The organism is Rahnella inusitata (assembly GCF_018288855.1).
Lineage (GTDB): Bacteria > Pseudomonadota > Gammaproteobacteria > Enterobacterales > Enterobacteriaceae > Rahnella > Rahnella inusitata.
In genome coordinates, this window is record NZ_CP065024.1 from 4,687,871 (window position 1) to 4,704,828 (window position 16,958).

A 16,958-nucleotide genomic window follows, 5' to 3' on the forward strand; every position below is an offset into this window, starting at 1 on the left:
AGCGCGATACCGTGCTGCGTCATTTTGTTATTTCTCCGGTTTTAGATCACCAGACACCCTTCATACCATGCCATTTCGGCCAAACAGCCGGTAACCCTCGCGCTGATTCAACCGGTCATAATAGGCCGAGACCGCAGGCAGCGCCGGGCGCGACATCGGCGTCATCGACCAGCGGTTAACGGAAAGCCCGACCGGGATATCCGCCAGCGAAAAATTATCGCCCAGCACGTAATCGCCGCTGCGCTGGAGTTGTTCTTCCAACATCTGCATATGGCGGTTCCATTCGCTGACACCCGCATCAATCAGCGCCGGGTCGGTATGCTGCGGACTGTTGCGCGCCAGCGCCGGAAACGCATAGCGCCAGGAATTGTTCAGCTCGCCCGCTTGCCAGTCCATCCATTGTTCGGCCAGCGCACGGCGTTTCGGATCCGACGACAGTAAATCCTCCCGCCCTTCCCTCGCCGCCAGATAGCGGCATATCACGTTGGATTCCCACAGCACAAACTCGTCGTCGAGCAGCACAGGCACCATGGCGTTCGGATTCAGCGCCTTAAATTCCGGCGTCTGAGTGGACTGAAAACCCGAACCAAATTGCGCCTGTTCAACGTCCAGTCCCAGCTCGTGACAGGTCCACAACACCTTGCGCACATTGATCGACGTCGATTTACCCAGAATCTTCAGCATGATTTCCCCTGCTAAATGGAACAACCAGAATGACTGGCGAGGTTACGTGCGGCGCAGAAAAATCCGCGTCGCCGAGCCGTGATAAGTGGTGTCGGTTTCTGCGACAAATCCGCACTTCTCCGCCAGCCGGATTGACGCCTGATGCTGCGGGTCAATAATGCAGCATAGCTGACGATCGAGATGTGTATCGGCCCATTTCAGCACCGCCTGCGCAGCTTCGAAAGCGTAACCCTTTCCGTGAAAGGCAGGCGCAATCACCCAGCCCATTTCCGCCATGCCGTCGAGCGAGGGGGTGATTTCACGCTGGTAATCCGCCAGCCCAATCTCACCGGCAAACGCACCTTCCGCGCCGTTGTTTTTTTCGTACAGGATCCAGTAACCAAAACCGAGCATCTGCCAGTGGCCGGGATAACGCAGCAAGCGACTCCAGCTGGCTTCGCGGCTCGACGGCGTTCCACCGATATATTTCACTACGGCGGGATCGGCCCACTGCGCAGCAATCGCTTCAAAATCTTCTGCACGATGACCGCGTAAAATCAGGCGTTCGGTTTCAATAACGGGGGCTTGGGTAGGTATGATTTTCCCTGAGATTTTTTCTGATAATGTGGACAGCCGTTAAATTAGCACCGGAACCGAGCGGACGGGAAGAGAGCAAAAGAGAAGGGGAAGTATTTCAGACGATAATGCCGCTGCGCAGCGCGGTCGGCGTCATCCCGCGTACGGATTTAAAGCGATTACTGAAGTGACTGGTGGAGCTGAACCCGCATTCCAGCGCGATAGCAGTGATCTCCATACCCGTGGTTTTCAGCAGCTGTTCCGCGCGGATCAAACGGGCATTCATCACGTACTGATGTGGCGCCATGCCCATACTTTGTTTGAACATGCGCGCAAAATGGAATTCGCTGAGCCCGGCCAGCAGTGCAAGTTCAGGCAGCATCAGGGGTTGTGCAAGATGGGCATGAATATAGTCTTTCACGCGATTAAGAATATGCGGAGCCAGCCCGCCGCGCACCGTCGGCAGTGCCCATTGCAGATGGGTATAGTTTTTTACCAGATGCGCCATTAGCAGATTTGCTGCGCTGCTGAGCATCAGCTGATTGCTGTTTTCCTGCCACTGACTGCTGAGTAAAAAGTGGCGATACAGCAGGGTAATCTGCGGATCTTCCTCGAACGTGCGTTCTTCCATCTGAATAGCCGCAGGGCTGCGATCCCAGGTTTGCTCCACCAGATGCCGCAGATGCTCGTCGGAGCAATACAGATGCACGAACGACAAATCATCACGCACATCCCAGCTGGACATGCTGTTTTTGGGCATGATGCAGAACCGGTCCGGCCCGCCGCCGTTGCGCCAGCCGCCGCGGGTTTTGTGATAGCACTCGTAACCGTCAGCGACGTACAGGCTCAGCGTATGGTGATCCGGGCTTTCCTGCGTCACGGTGTCATTTTTATTCGACCAGGCCGCCAGCTGGATGCCGGAACCCAGCTCCACACTGTCGTGCAGAACCGCTTTGTGCTTACGCAGCGTGTCGAAAGCCTGATAAACCTTAGTCATGGCACGCACCGGTGGAAGAAAGAAGACGCCCAGTTTACGGGTTATGGCGGCATCAGAGCCAGATTTTGCTGCTGCTGTGCACGAAAAAATGCGCAAGAATCTGCAACTCACCGCAAGCCGTTGAACGCCAACGCCGCCGCCTTCCCGCACACTTCTCTCAGGCCAATATTTTTAATGAGAGAAGTCCATGAATGCACTGCTTTATATCTCGGTGATTATTATCTGGGGCACGACCTGGTTTGCGATTTACCTGCAACAGGGCGATGTGCCTGTGACGGTGTCGATTTTTTACCGCTTCCTGCTGGCGGCGGTGATCATGCTGGTGGCGCTGCTGGCCGCACGTCGCCTGCGTCGTCTGGCGCTCAAAGACCACCTGTTCTGCATGGTGCAGGGCTGCTGCGTCTTCGCCTTTAACTTTTACTGCTTCTATCACGCGGCGGCTTACATCACCAGCGGGCTGGAATCGGTGATTTTTTCGATGGCGGTGCTGTTTAACGCCTTCAACGGTATGCTGTTTTTCCGTCAAAAGCTGGCACCTGCGGTAATCCCGGCGTCCCTTCTCGGGCTGGCGGGGATCGTCACGCTGTTCTGGCATGACCTGAGCGCTGCCCACATCGCACCGGAACTGCTGAAAGGCATCGGCCTCAGCCTGCTCGGCACTTACGGTTTCTCGCTGGGTAATATGATCAGCGCCCGCCATCAGCGCCGCGGTCTGGACGTGCTCTCGACCAACACTTACGCGATGTTCTACGGCACCGGGGTGATGGGCGTACTGAGCCTGTTTCAGGGCGCTTCGTTTGCCATCGATATGACCCCGCAGTACCTCGGTTCGCTGGTCTACCTTTCGATATTCGGATCGGTACTCGCCTTCGGCATTTACTTCACGCTGGTAGGCCGCATCGGTGCCAGTCAGGCCGCCTACAGCACCCTGCTCTTCCCGCTGGTCGCCCTGACGGTTTCCACCTTCTACGAAGGCTATCAATGGCACACCAACGCCGTCGCCGGACTGGCGCTCATTCTGCTCGGTAATCTGGTGATGTTCTGCCGCCCGAGCTGGCTGGAAGTCTTCAGACGAAAAGTGGCGGTGGTGAGAAGTTAGCGGTCATTTTGCAGCCTAAAGATTGCCCTTGGCAGGCAATCTTTAGGCTCCGTTCAAAAAGGCCACAGCTTCTCCTACGGTAAAAATTGTCCACCCCGGCAATTTAACGGGGACAAGATTAATAGCTATTTTCTCTGCGGCCCACGCAGCGTCCAGAGTTATGACCGTATTTCGCTCATCGTTGACCTGATGGCAAAGTTGAGGCAAAGAGTATCTTTGAGTTTCTAAAATTTGAAGATCACCATGAAGTGAAGTGTCCGTTAGGGAATAAATATCTTTCCAACTTTTGGCAGTGAGAAGCTTTTGTTGTAAACGACTCATTTGTATTATCTTCATATCATGGGCTGTAAGATGCATTCCGCCATGCAGCGGTTTTTTTCGATGACAATCTCTGCAAACAACCTCTAAATTCAGATCGGAATTATTGTATTTCACACCATCTTTGTGATGAGTATCACAGAGGTTTCGGTGCAAACTCATATCGACACCACAATCATTGCAGATGTATTTCTCTCTTGCCCTGATACGAGCCGATATCGTCTTCCAGTCGGATGAATAGCCACTATTGGGCTCTGTAAATAACCCGGCTGGCATATAGCGGAAACATGTACTGTAATGTGCAAAAAAATCTTTTAAAACAAAGCTATTGAATACTGTCCGCTTAATGGATCTATTAGCACTTTCACGATAATTTAATCGCTCCAGACAGTTCATGCAAACGCGTAAATCCACATCCTGATGTCGCCCCTGACCATCATCAATTTCAAAAAAACCATCGAGTCGGTTAGTAGCATGATATTTTTCAAACCGACCTTTACTTCTCATGTCTTCAAGCGTTTTACACCATGCAATATGAAACCGTCTTCCTTGAATGGGATCCGAAATTGCAGCATCGTAAGTGCGGGAATGATCTCTGATATAAAGCAAAACCTGACGTCCCTGATAAGAAATTAAGCCCGTACCGGCGTCTAACTCCCCGATCTCGATTTCTTTCCCAAACTTTAATTCAATATCTATCGGGCCAAAATCAGATATTTTTTTATCAAGAAAAAAATCCACACCCTCAGGAAGCATACGTTTTCCCAAACTAACGAGTTCGGAGAAATCAATCTTGAGTTTCATCGAATTACTCCTGAATGATCCGTCGTATTTGGAGTTCAGCGTTAGTCAGCACTTTGAATGTCACTCGCCTTGAACGTTGTGGATCTTCTCGCCCCTTTTCGGTCATGACAGGGTGCGATGATGAATATCCTACTGCTGAGAAATGAGCCTTTATCCAGGGACGTTGAGTGACTATGTCATCCATTTCGTAGACATACTCAAGCACAGTACGGGTTCTGCCTTGTGAAAGTTCCATGTTATTAAAATATGCGACATCAGGGTTAGATGTCCCTGTCCAGTCACTGCTGGTATGGCCTTCAATCCGGACTTCGGTAATGTGGTCTTTAAATTGATCCAATACTGCCAGGTAACGTGGGAAGAAACTATCGAGCGTTGACTTAAATCCCAACTGCAAGTCAGAACTACCCGTTTTAAATAAAACATCAGGGGATTTAAATCTGAACTCCAGAGTTTGCTTATCTATTTCAGCATCCCAATTAGGTAAATCTTTGGCGAATTCAGACTCAAGTGCATTATAGAGCTCTGTCTGAGCATTTTGATAGGCTACCGCAACCTCTTTAATTTTATTCTTCTCGACTTGCACATAATGCATGTAAGCCACCGAGATAAAAAGAAACACCATCATTAATCCTGCCATCAGATCTGACATGGATATCCAGTGTTCATTATCTTGCTTAGTGACAGTTGTCGACTTCCCTAAAATTCTCTCCATTTTATTTACCTGCGGCTGCCTTTTTCATCAATTAACAACTTCACCTGTACCATATAAGATTGATACTCTTTAATGAGCTGTTCGTAATTATTAACAAATCCTTTACTAATAGAGATGAGTGAATTCCCAAGATTCTGTAATTCACGGTTCATTTCTCGGTCCGTTGCCTCTTCGAACGCCTTGAGTTGAGTGTTAATAGCTTCGCCAAAACGCCCGATGGAATCACTGACATGTGCATTAAGACCGGAATTAGCTTTTTCAAAAGAAATCTGCAAATTATCCAACATATTACTTGAGTTGCTTTTCATCACGCTTGCCAGTTCATCAGACTGAGTTTTCATCATCCCCGACAATCCGACCGAATGCTCATGTAACTTAGTTCCCATTTCCTTCACTGAATTTTGCATTGCGTTTAGCAGTTCAACAGCACTGGATTTCATTTCCTCAACGGTATCGCCCAATGTGGTGGTGAGTGACTCGGAAGAGTTCGCAACGTCATGAGCCATCGAAGCAAATGATTGCTGAGTCTGTGTCACAGAATTTCTAAAACCTTCGGCGCCTTCGTCCAAAGCAATACGCATTGCATTGGCATTGATAAGCAATTGTCCCCCCGTTTGCTCAAGGGAAGTGCTGACACTCAACGCCCCTGCTTTCAGATGTTCACCCACTTCATCCAGCTTCGACTGAATCGCAGGGACGGCTTCTATTGCTTTATCTCGTAATATGGCAAAGGCTTCTAAATGCCGTGAAAGCTCTCCAATCTGATGATGGTTAACTTGCAACACGTCTCGCAATTCTGCCATCGCGAGTGGGATCTCTTTACACTCTTCCCAAATCCCCGCAACTGACTGTTTTGTCTCCATCAGGGAATCGACACTTTGCTTATATTGCTCGCCCATCACGTCGACCTGATCTTTATAAGCGTCCTGCCACTCAACAAGCTTTTTCACCGAGCTGTCCAAAGCCTTAAAATTTTCGCCAAATTGTTCAGTAAGGTTATTATTAAAATCAACAATCACTTTTCTCAGCGCTTCAATGATTTGCTCAGTGGCACCCTTCGCCATTAAATCACCAAAATGGGTAAGTTCTACCCATAACTTATCGCTGAAGTCTTCATGGTATTTTCTCTGAGATTTAGAAATATCACTCATATCTGTGCGCAACAATTTAAGCTGCCCGACTAACGAAACCTCATCATTCCCATCAAATCCAAAGGCTATTCTTTCTAAGAGTTTGTGCTGGGATTGGAGTACTTCATGTATATGGTCAGGCGTTACGGTCACTGGCGAAGTGATACCATTGGCCTTAGATGACGGGAGTAATCTATCTAAAATATTAAAAGCTAATGCACCCACCATTCCGACAATACTCGTAATAAACGCTGTTTTTAGGCCGCCAAGTAAAACAGGAATACTGTGTTCTATATTGGTTGTATCGAAATGCAGAAGCCCGATGACAACCCCTACGAAGGTTCCGAGGATCCCAAGCGCAGTCATCAAAGTAGGTGCATATTCCAGGAAATGTGATGATTTACCTTTTTTTCTGGCATATAAAGCACCTAAAAATACCGCGATAACAGCCCAAATAAAACAATCAGTGATCGTTGTCGAGTTCATTGTACTCAGCAAAGATTCCAGCACTTTTGATAGCATCATGATCCCTTTGAAACCTATACAGAAGCGAAGGTTTATACCTTAGCTTGTACAAATTATTACGATGGAGTCTGAAAACTGTTGTTGTCAGAAAAAGGAAACATAAAATACCAAAAAATAAATGATAAAGGCATGATAAATATCATTCTTCATCACTTATTAATTTTATTGTAAATTGCATTATTTCACTTAAGTGGATGCTTAGTTTTCATCTATTTAAAAAATAACTTTAAGAGAAAGAAAAAACATAAAGAAATAATTCGTACAAAATTCAACTCGACACATCTCTTCCTATCATGCATACCTGAAAGGCCGCATCCAGCGAGATGCGCGCCCTGCAAATAAAAATGAGGATACGAAGATGCCATTTGTTCGAATTGATATGGTTGAAGGAAAACCCGAAACCTACCGTAAAACTGTGGGCGATACCATTTACGAAGCATTGCGTACCCAGATGAACGTGCCTGAGAACGATCGGTTTATTGTCATAGCCGAACACTCTCCGGAAGAAATGATGATTTCTCCGGATTATCTGGATATCCAGCGCAGCCCTAACTGCATCGTCATTCAGATAACACTTAACACCGGCCGCACGGTGGAAATGAAGAAAGCCTTCTACCACGCCGTGGCCTATGGCCTGCATGAAAGAGTCGGTCTGCGTCTGGAAGATGTCTTCATCAGTCTGGTGGAAGTGCCGAAAGAAAACTGGTCCTTCGGCAACGGTGAAGCGCAGTACGCGTGATTTAAGCAGAGTAAAGCCGCTTCAGGCCAACAGTGTTTCCCTGCCGGTGACGCCAGCCCATCGTGTAGATGTGCGTGGTAGCGACAACACAGGGTGAACCGAGGTTGTTCACCCGCACTTCGTCCGGCGCGCCACGCAGGCTGGTGCTTATCGGCATACAAATCCCCTCAAACAATCCCCCCGTTCGCCTTCAGCGTTTGCCCGTTAATCCACGCACCGTCGGGGCCTGCGAGGAAAGCGACGACGGAGGCGATGTCTTGCGGCTGGCCGAGGCGTTCGAGCGGCGCGATTTTGGTGATGTTTTCAATCAGTTGCCCGGATTTACCGTTGAGGAATAAATCCGTTGCCGTCGGACCGGGCGCTACCGTGTTCACGGTAATATTGCGGCCACGCATTTCTTTAGTCAGGACACGGCTCAGCGCTTCCACTGCGGCTTTCGTCGCGGCGTAGACGCCATACGTCGGCTGATATAATCCCACCACGCTTGAGGAGAAATTGATGATGCGGCCACCGTCGTGCAGATTTTTCGCCGCTTCACGCAGGGTGTTGAAAGTGCCTTTCAGGTTGATATCAATCAGCCGGTCAAACGCGGCGTCATCGGTGTCGGCAATGGCGGAGAGCATCATGATCCCGGCATTATTCACCAGCACGTCAACGCCGCCGAACGCCTGTTCTGCGCTGGCAAACATCCGGCGGACAGCGGCTGCATCGCTGACATCAGCCTGTGCGCTGACCGCTTTTCCGCCCGCTTGTTCGATCTTACTTACCACCGCATCGGCCTCTGCTGCGCCGCGTGCATAGTTCACGATCACCGTAAAGCCGTCCTGCGCCAGACGCTCAGCAATCGCCGCGCCAATACCGCGTGATGCGCCGGTCACCAGCGCCACTTTGTGTTGAGTCGAAGAAGTCATAGAATATTTCCTTAAGGCTAATTGTCGGTCAGTGAACAAAGCATAGCGGATTGACGCTGCCGGATAATTCCCCGATATTCGATATCACTATCCGGAAAAGGCGAACAATCATCATGGATAAACTCGACAGCATGCGGCTGTTTACCCGCGTGGTGGAACTGCGCAGTTTCACGCAGGCCGCCGAGAATCTGAGCCTCAAACGCTCAACGGTTACGGATGCAATAAAGCAGCTGGAGGCGCGGCTGAATGTCCGCCTGCTGCAACGCACGACGCGCCACGTCAGTCCGACGCTGGATGGTGAAGCCTATTATCAGCGCTGCCTGCGCATTCTGGCCGACGTGGAAGATGCTGAAATGGCCTTCGCGGGTGCGCAACCCAAAGGGCTGCTGCGGGTAGATGCGCACGGGACGCTGGCACGACATTTCTTGCTGCCGGGTCTGCCGCATTTTCTGGCGCAGTATCCTGATATCGAGTTTTACCTCAGCGAAGGTGACCGGCTGGTGGATTTGGTGCGCGAAGGCATTGACTGCGTGATCCGCGCCGGAGAGCTGAAAGACAGCGATATGGTAGCCCGCCCGCTGGGGACGCTGGCTGAAATCACCTGCGCCAGCCCGGCGTATCTGCAACGCTTCGGTACACCCGATACGCCAGACGATCTCAGTACTCACCGGATGATTGGCTACCGCTCAAGCGCGACCGGCGGCCTGTTACCGCTGGTATTTCGACACCAGGGAAAACCACGCGAAGTGATGCTGCCGACCAGCCTGTCAGTCAGCGGCGCAGAAAGCATGAAAGAAGCCGCACGGCGCGGGATGGGGATCATTCAGGTGCCGCAGTACGGCCTGGCAGAGGATCTGGCTCAGGGAAAACTGGTGCAAATTCTGGCGAATTTCCCGGTGGGTTCAATGCCGGTTTCCCTGCTTTATCCGCGCAACCGCCAGCTTTCGCCCCGTGTAAGGGTGTTTATCGACTGGATGGTGAAAGAGTTTGCGCGACGTAATGTGCTGCTGGCGGGATAGACCGTTCGGGGGTATTCAGAGTAAGTTAGAAAACACACGTTTTGGAGAATCGCTGATGACAACACCTGCTGTACTGCTGCATATCGGCAGCGAAGAAACGCTGATTACTGTCAGAAATACCGATGGCGAGGACAAAACTCTGCCGCTGACGCTCGGCTCGCAGCTGACCTCCGTCGGCTATTTTCGTCACTCTCCGCCAACCCCGGATGAAATGGAAACGGCGATCATGGTGGTCGAAGATGAGGTCAGCCGCATTCGTCATGACATTCCGCAAGGCGCGCATCTGTTCAGTAGCGACAACGATATCCGCGCGCTCGCCCGGATTGCCGGCGTGGCGGAAAATGAAGTCATGACGCTGTCCGTCGAGGCCGTCGAGCGCACGTTTGACCGGCTGGCACTGGTGATTAACGGCCGACCTGCGCACTTTGAAGGGTTACCCGACGGCAATGATTTCGCCGCCACTTTGCTGATTTTGCGCGAGTTTATGCATCATCTGCAATTTGCAGACATTGTTCTGAAAGGCGCGAAGTTTGAGATGGTATGAGGAAGATTGACAGCCTCTCGCGAGGCTGCCTGGAGCGCGATCAGAACGTCGCTGAACTTTTTTGAAGCTGATTAGGATCAGACTCCAGCAACACCAGACCGCTCAGGTCCGGCAACGTGTGCTTAGTCAGATAATCCTGGAATGACATCCGCGATTTATCATTTTCCCATGCTGATTGCAGCTTACCGAGCAGATCAGTGGTTTTCGACGTTTCCACCGGCGTGGTGGTGTCTGACTCCAGCCATCCCTTCACATATTTTTGGATACGCGTGGACGTGCTGGCGCTCTGGTCCACCGATGCACTCACCAGGGCGCCCTTCTGATACTGAATATTAGTGCTGCTCTCGGCTTTATCATCAATCTGATAATACAGGTAATTTTGCGAGTTTCGGTCAGTCGTCAGGTTGAGCTGTAAACCCGTCGTCAGCGATTTGTGGTAGCTGGCGACCAGATGTGACTGCTGCTTCTGAGAGATGTTGCGATCCTGCGAGCTGGTCCCGTTGATGTTGCTCGATTGCGAGACCTGATAGGAGAAGGTGTCCACTTCATCAGGGCGCATTGGGTTGGTTTTATCCCCCGGCGTCTGCGAGATTGACGCCGTGAAATCCGCCAGCCCGGAAACCATGTTTTTATCAGTCTTCGTCAGTGAGAAATAGACAGGCTCTTTGCCACTGCTTTGGTGCGTCGTCGACGTCTCACCGTAATGACTGTTCAGCGCCGTGAAGGCATCTTTGAACATCGTCATCAGAGAATCATTGGCGTTGCCGCGCACTCCCGCGCTGTCAAACTGTTTCAGATACTGATTCAGCGCCTGCGTCTGCTGACTTTCGCTGCCCAGAAGTGCGCGCTTACTCATGTCCACGCTGATATCCACAGTGCCGTCGATCCCGGTGGATTTCACCGAGCGGGTACTGGCGTCGGCGTGGAAATCCAGCGTCTGCGTATTTTCCGTACCCAGACTGGCGTGCAGATCGACAGACGTCAGCACCGAGGTATCAAACGTCGTCAGGCCACTCAGATCCAGCTTTGGCGGTTGCGCCGTCAGGCCATCAATCGCTTTTTGAAAACCGTCCGCCATCTTCGCCAGCGCCTGCCGGTCGGCATCACTCAGCGTGCCTTTGCTGACGTTGACCTGTACGCCAAGGCCATCAGTATCACTGCCGAGCGTGATATCCACCAGTGCGCCGCTGGCGGTTTTGATGCTCAGGCTGATCTGATTATCGGCTTTGGTGTGCAGTTGCGATTGTCTGGAAACGGTCGCCAGCGAGGTGGCGGAATCCGCCTGCGAAGAAGCTGTCTGTCTGATCACCGACTGCGAATAATTTCCGCCGTTGTGTGCAAAGCGTTCCATCAGCGCCGAGCCAAGACCGGCAAAACGCGCCGCATTCCCGGAGGCACTGAAGTTACCTGCAAGTTTGGAAGAAAGAAGATCGCCAGATGCACTTTCCCAGGCCAAAGCGGGCCGGGTGATGGTGTAAACCGGCGTACTGGTTGTCGCCTGACCGAGGGTAACAGCTGTCGACTGCGTGGTAGCAGCCTGCTGTTGCGCCGCAGCGGAAGACACCGTCGCCGTTGTTTTTATTGCGGTTACCAACGGCGTAACCGACTGATTTCCTGCCAGAGCATTGATTGTCATGCCGATAAGTCCCTATGTTTTTGCGCATAACGCCAGTGGATATCATGATCCTACTGATGCTATTTTCGGCAAAAACGCAGAGAACTTTAAGGTTGATTAAAGGGGAATGCCCAGGACATTCCCCTTCAGATCACAAAAACGGAGAGATTATTCCAGCGGCCCGCCCAAAATGGTTTCGCACATGCCGGAAAGAATGCGCTCGCCGGTTTCCTGTTTCAGATCTTCGTACCATTGCTCGGTCACCGCCATTTCTTTGCCATGGGTGACGTCGCAGCGCTTGCGCGCTTTCAGCACTAAATCCTTGACGCGGTAAGCGCGTTTTTCCTGATAGCGCAACAGCGCATCTTCAATCCCTAAAGAGTTGGTTTGCAGCACATTGGCCAGCACGACGGCATCCTCCATCGCCGCGCAGCCGCCCTGCCCAATGTCCGGCGTGGTGCTGTGGCCGGAATCGCCGAGCAACGCAATACGCCCTTTCACCAGTTGCATAAACGGATCGATGTCGTGGATTTCGACGCGGTTAGTGGTTTCCGGGTTAATCATGCCGATCAGTTTCTGCACCGGCTCCGCCCATCCGGCGAAATAGCGCAGTAAATCCTCGCGCACGGTGGCGCGATCTTCCGCTAAACCTTTCGGCAGCGGCACATCGAAGAAGAAGTAGAAACGGTTACCGCTCACCGGCATCAGGGAAACGCGTTTGCCTTCGCCGACGAACGTCGTCCACTGATCGGCGGGCGCGATGCTTTCGTCGATATCCACCAGCCCGTTCCAGTTAACGTAACCGGCGTAACGGCGCTCAGTGGCGTAACCCAGCACGTGCTGGCGGATCACCGAATGGGTGCCGTCGGCGGCAATCAGCAGATCGCCGGTAGCTGATGTACCGTCGTCAAACCAGGCGGTGACGCTGTCAGCGGACTCTTCGACGTGCGTCACGCGCTTGCCGAACTGCACCTCGTCGCGACCATAGGTATCGAGCAACATCGACTGCAGTTCGGCGCGTGCCACCGGATACGGCTGTTCGCCGACGCTCTGAATCAGCGGATCCATACTGAATCGCGTCATGGTCTGGCCTTGCTGATATTCTTTGTATGCCATGAAGCGCATCTGTCCGCCGAGCGCACGCAGCGCGTCCTTCATGCCGAGATAATTCAGGCATTTCACGCCGTTTGGCCAGATGGAAATCGCCGCGCCGACCGGTTTGATCTCTTTCACCGCCTCGTATACAGCGGTCTCAATACCAAAACGCTTCAGCGCAATCGCCGCACACGTACCGCCAATACCGCCACCAATCACGATCGCTTTCATGTTTTTCTCCTTGAAGTCTCACAAGGAAAAAGCAATTTCTGTACCACAACCGCGATTTGCCACGAATGGCTTGTATACAATCTTAAGCGAAATCGTCAGAGGCGAAATAAGCAGGAATTGCACTAAAACGAGGCGCTGTTGTGGATCAGGAGTGAAGCATGAGGGCGGCAATCGCGTGGTAATGCGTCAGTCTGGTGCGTGACGGCGAAGGTTGATACTCTTCGATGTATTCAGATTTCCAATACCACAACCAGAAGTAGTGATGAAATGAATCGCTATCCGATGTTTAGCCCGCAGCAGTTACTCAGTTTCGTGGCCGTATCCGAGACCGGCAGCTTTACCCGCGCCGCCGATCGCGTCTATTTATCACAATCGACGGTCAGCCAGCAGATTCGCAGGCTGGAAGAGGCGCTCGGCAAACCGTTACTGGAACGCACATCGCATCAGGTCCAGCTCACCGAAGAGGGCGAACGGCTGCTCGGCTATGCCCGCCGGATCATCGCACTCAACGGCGAAGCGCACGACGCTCTGAGCGATCAGTGGCGCGACGGCGTAGTGCGTCTCGGCGTGCCCGAAGATTTTGCCGCCGCGACGACTTCGCTGCTGGCGCAGTTTTGCCGCGAACATCCACATATTCGTCTCGACGTCACCAGCGGCCTGAGCCATGAGCTGCGCCGCGCCTGGCAACAAGACATGCTGGATATTATTCTGGTGAAGCAACTGACCGGCGAGAAAGCCAACGCGTCGCGCCCCGAGCCGATGCTGTGGCTCGACAGCGCCGAGTTTCCGGCATTTGAGCGCGACCCGGTGCCGCTGGTGCTGTTTCCACTCAATGCGCTGTATCGCGACGAGCTGTGTCAGGCGCTGGATGCTATCGGGCGCAGCTGGCGGATCAGCTACAGCAGCGCCAGCCTTGCCGCGCTGGTCGCGGCGAGCGCCGCCGGATTAGGCGTTACGTTGCTGCCCGCCCGTTGCCGCCTGCCGGAGCACAGGGTTCTGGGCGCAGAGAGCGGCTTACCGCCGATCGATAACGTCGAACTGGCACTGTTTTATCGCCCCGATGCCACGCCTGCGCAAATCGCACTGGCCGGAAAACTGCGTGCATTTTGTCAGCTCAGCTAGCCATTGCATTTGCCACTGGCTGGCAGTGGCAAATATCGCAGCCGGAACCGGCGTAATCTTTTAGGGTGAAGGGAAAAGCAACATCCTCTGAGCATCGTGATTAAGGAATTCGACGTGCAAAATCCTCAGCAACAAAGCCGCAGAAACTTTCTCTCTCATACCGCCAAAATCACCGCGACCAGCGCGTTACTGGCCACCGGCATGGCCTCGGCATCGACGGTCAGCGCAGGCAATAAATCCGAAAAATGCGAGGACACTGGCCAGATCACCGCAATTTCCGCGCCCCACTACCAATTGCGCAAAGTCCGGCTGGAGGAAGGCTTCGAGCGTGAAGGCGATATGATCATCGGCACCCAAACCGGGCTATATAATCTGGAAATCAATAACGGCAAGATCGTCGCCATTCAGCCCGCGAACGGCGCACCGGCCAGCACGTTACCGGCTTTTGACGCCAAAGGGCTGCTTCTGCTCCCCGCCACGCGCGATATGCATATTCACCTCGATAAGACGTTTTACGGCGGCAAATGGGAAGCGCCACGCCCGCGGAAAGGCAAAACCATCATGGATATGATTGCCCGCGAGCAGGTGCTGATCCCCAAACTGCTGCCGACGTCGGTCGAACATGCCGAAGCAATCATTGGCCTGTTGCATTCCAAAGGCACGACCGTGGCGCGCAGTCACTGCAATATCGATCCGGTCAGCGGCCTGAAAAGCCTCGAGCATCTGAAAATTGCGCTGGAAAAACATCAGCAGGATTTCAGTTGTGAGATCGTTGCGTTTCCGCAGCACGGTTTACTGCATTCGAAAGTCGATGGCCTGATGCGCGAAGCGATGCAAATGGGCGTGCAGTACGTCGGCGGGCTGGATCCAACCAACGTCGACGGCGCGATGGAAAAGTCGCTGGACGCAATGTTCCAGATTGCACTGGATACCCAAAAAGGCGTGGATATTCATTTGCATGAAACTACGCCCGCCGGGATCGCGGCGGTAAAATACATGATTCATACCGTGGAGAAAAATCCGCAACTGAAAGGCAAGGTAACGCTCAGCCACGGTTTCGCGCTGGCCATGATGCAGGGCACGGAACTTGAAGAAGTGATCGCGGGGCTTTCCGAGCAGCAGTTCACTGTCGCCTCCACCATTCCACTCGGCAAACTGAATATGCCGCTGCCGCAACTAAGCCAGAACGGCGTCTTCGTCATGACCGGCACCGACAGCGTGATCGACCACTGGTCACCGTTTGGCACCGGCAGCATGCTGGAAAAAGCCAGCCTTTATGCCCAGTTGTATGGTAACTCCGACGAATTCGGCCTCACGCGCTCCCTCGCCATCGCCACCGGCAACGTCCTGCCGCTTGACGATGCCGGTAAACGGCAGTGGCCGGCCGTCAACGACAGCGCCGAAATGATCCTGGTCGACGCCAGTTGCTCGGCAGAAGCCGTGGCGCGGGTGTCTGAAGTGAAAGCGACGTTCCATCAGGGAAGACTGGTGTTTGGAGCGGTGGGGAAGGTTTGAAGCTCTGAACATTTATACATAAAACAACAAACATGATGGGAAAAATTAACATTTTCCCATCATGATATTAAAAAACATTGACCCGTTTTCAATGACTGAGATGGAAATGACCGGATCTAATTAACAATATACTGAATAGAACGTAAATATTTTAGACCCGTCTTTTTTCATTGGAAATTTTAGATCATGATCGCAAAAAACACATTATCACGAATCATTCTCATAAAGTGACAAATATGATTATTTTCTAGTGGGCATATATGATTCTATAATAAAAGTTGTGTACTTACCTGGATAATACACATTTAAAAGAAAACTAATGAAAATACTCATTCCCTTACTTTTTTTATTAACGTAAGCAAAAGAAAACTCACCATAATTGGGGTCAAAAAGTCGTATCCTACCATCATTAAATCTCATGCTTATCGCGTGACCACTTTGGCCGCTGCACATAGCAATCATATAACAAATTGAGGGGTCAATATTATCGAAAACTCCAGCCCCACCATTTTCATACATAGCACTGGCGGGTAGAGTTGCTGCATTTAAATAAATCACATGATGAGCCTTTAAAATATCTTCTCGTATGTCAGACTTTTTAATCCCGTTAGCAGAACGCACCTTTGGAGATATCCACTGGAGGTTGGTCAAGCCACGTATTAAATTTTTACCACTTGCGCTTGCGACATATGATTGAAAGTTACTCCAACTTTTCCCTGAAATCATATAGGCAGCAACTAAGCCTTCGCAGACGCCTGCACCATTTCCATAAGCAATCACTTTCCCATGTTCATCATATTGATTCCCGGTCCAGGAACCCTGGCGTTTCGTAGGGTCTTCATCTGACCAATGATTACGTGTTATATAGTCATCCTGCTTAAAAAAATGATAATCACCATTAAGCGCAAGAAGGGCTATAAGTATATCACTCTGCATATCGAATTCCTTTTATATATAATTTCCATTTTACCAAGTGCGAGAATACATTCACGGCATATATATGAGTGCAGGCAATCATTAATAGTTCGCGTCAGTAACCCACAAGTTATTAACTATATACCCATTTATTAGGTAATGTTATAGAAAAATAAGACGTAACAAGTTATTTTATTACGTTATTGTTTTATATGAAAAAAGAGTGATTCGTTAATGTACATATAAAAACAGACGAGATTTAAAAATAGTCAAAAATATATTTATTGCTAATGACTGATTTTAAAATATATAAATAGTTTATATTTTAAGGGCAGCATATTTGTCACATAAAATTAAAAGCCTCGTATTCGCGAGGCTCTTACTGAATATTATTTAACCATATAAAATGGCGCTTAGAACGGGATATT

17 protein-coding genes are annotated in these 16,958 nt (G+C 51.1%); 6 read left to right on the forward strand and 11 right to left on the reverse strand.

Annotation, left to right across the window (positions count from 1 at the left end; all coding sequences use genetic code 11):
* Positions 1-60 precede the first annotated feature (60 nt).
* From I2123_RS21880 to I2123_RS21890, 3 genes are all read right to left on the reverse strand, one after another.
* Complete coding sequence (locus I2123_RS21880) at positions 61-684, reverse strand: glutathione S-transferase family protein (protein ID WP_213051516.1); 624 nt, start codon at positions 682-684, stop codon at positions 61-63.
* A gap of 42 nt (positions 685-726) precedes the next feature.
* Positions 727-1,260 (reverse strand): GNAT family N-acetyltransferase, encoded by a 534-nt coding sequence (locus tag I2123_RS21885; protein ID WP_213052589.1) that lies wholly within the window; start codon positions 1,258-1,260, stop codon positions 727-729.
* Positions 1,261-1,357: 97 nt separating this feature from the next.
* A complete protein-coding gene (locus tag I2123_RS21890) occupies positions 1,358-2,236 on the reverse strand; it encodes a helix-turn-helix domain-containing protein (RefSeq protein ID WP_213051517.1) in 879 nt (292 codons plus the stop codon).
* 187 nt (positions 2,237-2,423) lie between these two features.
* On the opposite strand from I2123_RS21890, the gene I2123_RS21895 reads away from it, so the two are divergent.
* Complete coding sequence (locus I2123_RS21895) at positions 2,424-3,335, forward strand: DMT family transporter (protein WP_213051518.1); 912 nt, start codon at positions 2,424-2,426, stop codon at positions 3,333-3,335.
* Between the two features lie 42 nt (positions 3,336-3,377).
* Here the strand turns inward: I2123_RS21895 and zorE are convergent, their stop codons facing one another.
* The 3 genes from zorE to zorA2 all read right to left on the reverse strand — a co-directional run bounded on the left by zorE (position 3,378) and on the right by zorA2 (position 6,821).
* The gene (gene zorE / locus I2123_RS21900; protein ID WP_213051519.1) at positions 3,378-4,457 is read right to left on the reverse strand and encodes a type II Zorya anti-phage system protein ZorE; all 1,080 of its coding nucleotides are present in this window, start codon (positions 4,455-4,457) and stop codon (positions 3,378-3,380) included.
* Between the two features lie 4 nt (positions 4,458-4,461).
* Positions 4,462-5,094, reverse strand: coding sequence for a type II Zorya anti-phage system protein ZorB2 (gene zorB2 / locus I2123_RS21905; RefSeq protein ID WP_244879933.1), 633 nt, complete (start codon positions 5,092-5,094; stop codon positions 4,462-4,464).
* 80 nt (positions 5,095-5,174) lie between these two features.
* A complete protein-coding gene (zorA2, locus tag I2123_RS21910) occupies positions 5,175-6,821 on the reverse strand; it encodes a type II Zorya anti-phage system protein ZorA2 (RefSeq protein ID WP_213052591.1) in 1,647 nt (548 codons plus the stop codon).
* A gap of 361 nt (positions 6,822-7,182) precedes the next feature.
* Between zorA2 and I2123_RS21915 the strand changes: the two genes are divergently transcribed.
* Positions 7,183-7,563, forward strand: coding sequence for a tautomerase family protein (locus tag I2123_RS21915; RefSeq protein WP_112168426.1), 381 nt, complete (start codon positions 7,183-7,185; stop codon positions 7,561-7,563).
* A 1-nt stretch (position 7,564) separates the two neighbouring features.
* On the opposite strand, the gene I2123_RS21920 is transcribed toward I2123_RS21915, so the two are convergent.
* Complete coding sequence (locus I2123_RS21920; protein WP_167457512.1) at positions 7,565-7,720, reverse strand: hypothetical protein; 156 nt, start codon at positions 7,718-7,720, stop codon at positions 7,565-7,567.
* A 10-nt stretch (positions 7,721-7,730) separates the two neighbouring features.
* Positions 7,731-8,474 (reverse strand): SDR family oxidoreductase, encoded by a 744-nt coding sequence (locus I2123_RS21925; RefSeq protein ID WP_112168427.1) that lies wholly within the window; start codon positions 8,472-8,474, stop codon positions 7,731-7,733.
* A gap of 113 nt (positions 8,475-8,587) precedes the next feature.
* Here I2123_RS21925 and I2123_RS21930 point away from each other — a divergent pair, with 113 nt between their 5' ends.
* Together I2123_RS21930 and I2123_RS21935 are read left to right on the forward strand one after the other, a co-directional pair.
* Positions 8,588-9,493, forward strand: coding sequence for a LysR family transcriptional regulator (locus I2123_RS21930; RefSeq protein WP_213051520.1), 906 nt, complete (start codon positions 8,588-8,590; stop codon positions 9,491-9,493).
* Positions 9,494-9,548: 55 nt separating this feature from the next.
* A complete protein-coding gene (locus tag I2123_RS21935) occupies positions 9,549-10,037 on the forward strand; it encodes a hypothetical protein (protein ID WP_213051521.1) in 489 nt (162 codons plus the stop codon).
* A gap of 40 nt (positions 10,038-10,077) precedes the next feature.
* On the opposite strand, the gene I2123_RS21940 is transcribed toward I2123_RS21935, so the two are convergent.
* Positions 10,078-11,673: a hypothetical protein gene (locus I2123_RS21940; RefSeq protein ID WP_213051522.1), complete on the reverse strand. Its 1,596-nt coding sequence runs from the start codon at positions 11,671-11,673 to the stop codon at positions 10,078-10,080.
* Positions 11,674-11,820: 147 nt separating this feature from the next.
* Positions 11,821-12,978 (reverse strand): FAD-dependent urate hydroxylase HpxO, encoded by a 1,158-nt coding sequence (gene hpxO, locus I2123_RS21945; RefSeq protein ID WP_112168431.1) that lies wholly within the window; start codon positions 12,976-12,978, stop codon positions 11,821-11,823.
* 267 nt (positions 12,979-13,245) lie between these two features.
* Between hpxO and I2123_RS21950 the strand changes: the two genes are divergently transcribed.
* Entirely contained in the window at positions 13,246-14,100 is an 855-nt protein-coding gene (locus I2123_RS21950; RefSeq protein ID WP_213051523.1) for a LysR family transcriptional regulator, read from the forward strand.
* Between the two features lie 114 nt (positions 14,101-14,214).
* Complete coding sequence (locus I2123_RS21955) at positions 14,215-15,615, forward strand: amidohydrolase family protein (RefSeq protein ID WP_213051524.1); 1,401 nt, start codon at positions 14,215-14,217, stop codon at positions 15,613-15,615.
* 240 nt (positions 15,616-15,855) lie between these two features.
* On the opposite strand, the gene I2123_RS21960 is transcribed toward I2123_RS21955, so the two are convergent.
* A complete protein-coding gene (locus I2123_RS21960) occupies positions 15,856-16,551 on the reverse strand; it encodes a YopT-type cysteine protease domain-containing protein (protein WP_112168434.1) in 696 nt (231 codons plus the stop codon).
* Positions 16,552-16,958: the final 407 nt, after the last annotated feature.

Excerpts from the sequence above, each read along its gene's own strand:
- I2123_RS21880 (WP_213051516.1), bottom strand. The coding sequence starts at position 684 with ATGCTGAAGATTCTGGGTAAATCGACGTCGATCAATGTGCGCAAGGTG.
- I2123_RS21890 (WP_213051517.1), bottom strand. The coding sequence starts at position 2,236 with ATGACTAAGGTTTATCAGGCTTTCGACACGCTGCGTAAGCACAAAGCG.
- I2123_RS21895 (WP_213051518.1), top strand. The coding sequence starts at position 2,424 with ATGAATGCACTGCTTTATATCTCGGTGATTATTATCTGGGGCACGACC.
- zorE (WP_213051519.1), bottom strand. The coding sequence starts at position 4,457 with ATGAAACTCAAGATTGATTTCTCCGAACTCGTTAGTTTGGGAAAACGT.
- zorB2 (WP_244879933.1), bottom strand. The coding sequence starts at position 5,094 with ATGGCAGGATTAATGATGGTGTTTCTTTTTATCTCGGTGGCTTACATG.
- zorA2 (WP_213052591.1), bottom strand. The coding sequence starts at position 6,821 with ATGCTATCAAAAGTGCTGGAATCTTTGCTGAGTACAATGAACTCGACA.
- I2123_RS21915 (WP_112168426.1), top strand. The coding sequence starts at position 7,183 with ATGCCATTTGTTCGAATTGATATGGTTGAAGGAAAACCCGAAACCTAC.
- I2123_RS21920 (WP_167457512.1), bottom strand. The coding sequence starts at position 7,720 with ATGCCGATAAGCACCAGCCTGCGTGGCGCGCCGGACGAAGTGCGGGTG.
- I2123_RS21925 (WP_112168427.1), bottom strand. The coding sequence starts at position 8,474 with ATGACTTCTTCGACTCAACACAAAGTGGCGCTGGTGACCGGCGCATCA.
- I2123_RS21930 (WP_213051520.1), top strand. The coding sequence starts at position 8,588 with ATGGATAAACTCGACAGCATGCGGCTGTTTACCCGCGTGGTGGAACTG.
- I2123_RS21935 (WP_213051521.1), top strand. The coding sequence starts at position 9,549 with ATGACAACACCTGCTGTACTGCTGCATATCGGCAGCGAAGAAACGCTG.
- I2123_RS21940 (WP_213051522.1), bottom strand. The coding sequence starts at position 11,673 with ATGACAATCAATGCTCTGGCAGGAAATCAGTCGGTTACGCCGTTGGTA.
- hpxO (WP_112168431.1), bottom strand. The coding sequence starts at position 12,978 with ATGAAAGCGATCGTGATTGGTGGCGGTATTGGCGGTACGTGTGCGGCG.
- I2123_RS21950 (WP_213051523.1), top strand. The coding sequence starts at position 13,246 with ATGAATCGCTATCCGATGTTTAGCCCGCAGCAGTTACTCAGTTTCGTG.
- I2123_RS21960 (WP_112168434.1), bottom strand. The coding sequence starts at position 16,551 with ATGCAGAGTGATATACTTATAGCCCTTCTTGCGCTTAATGGTGATTAT.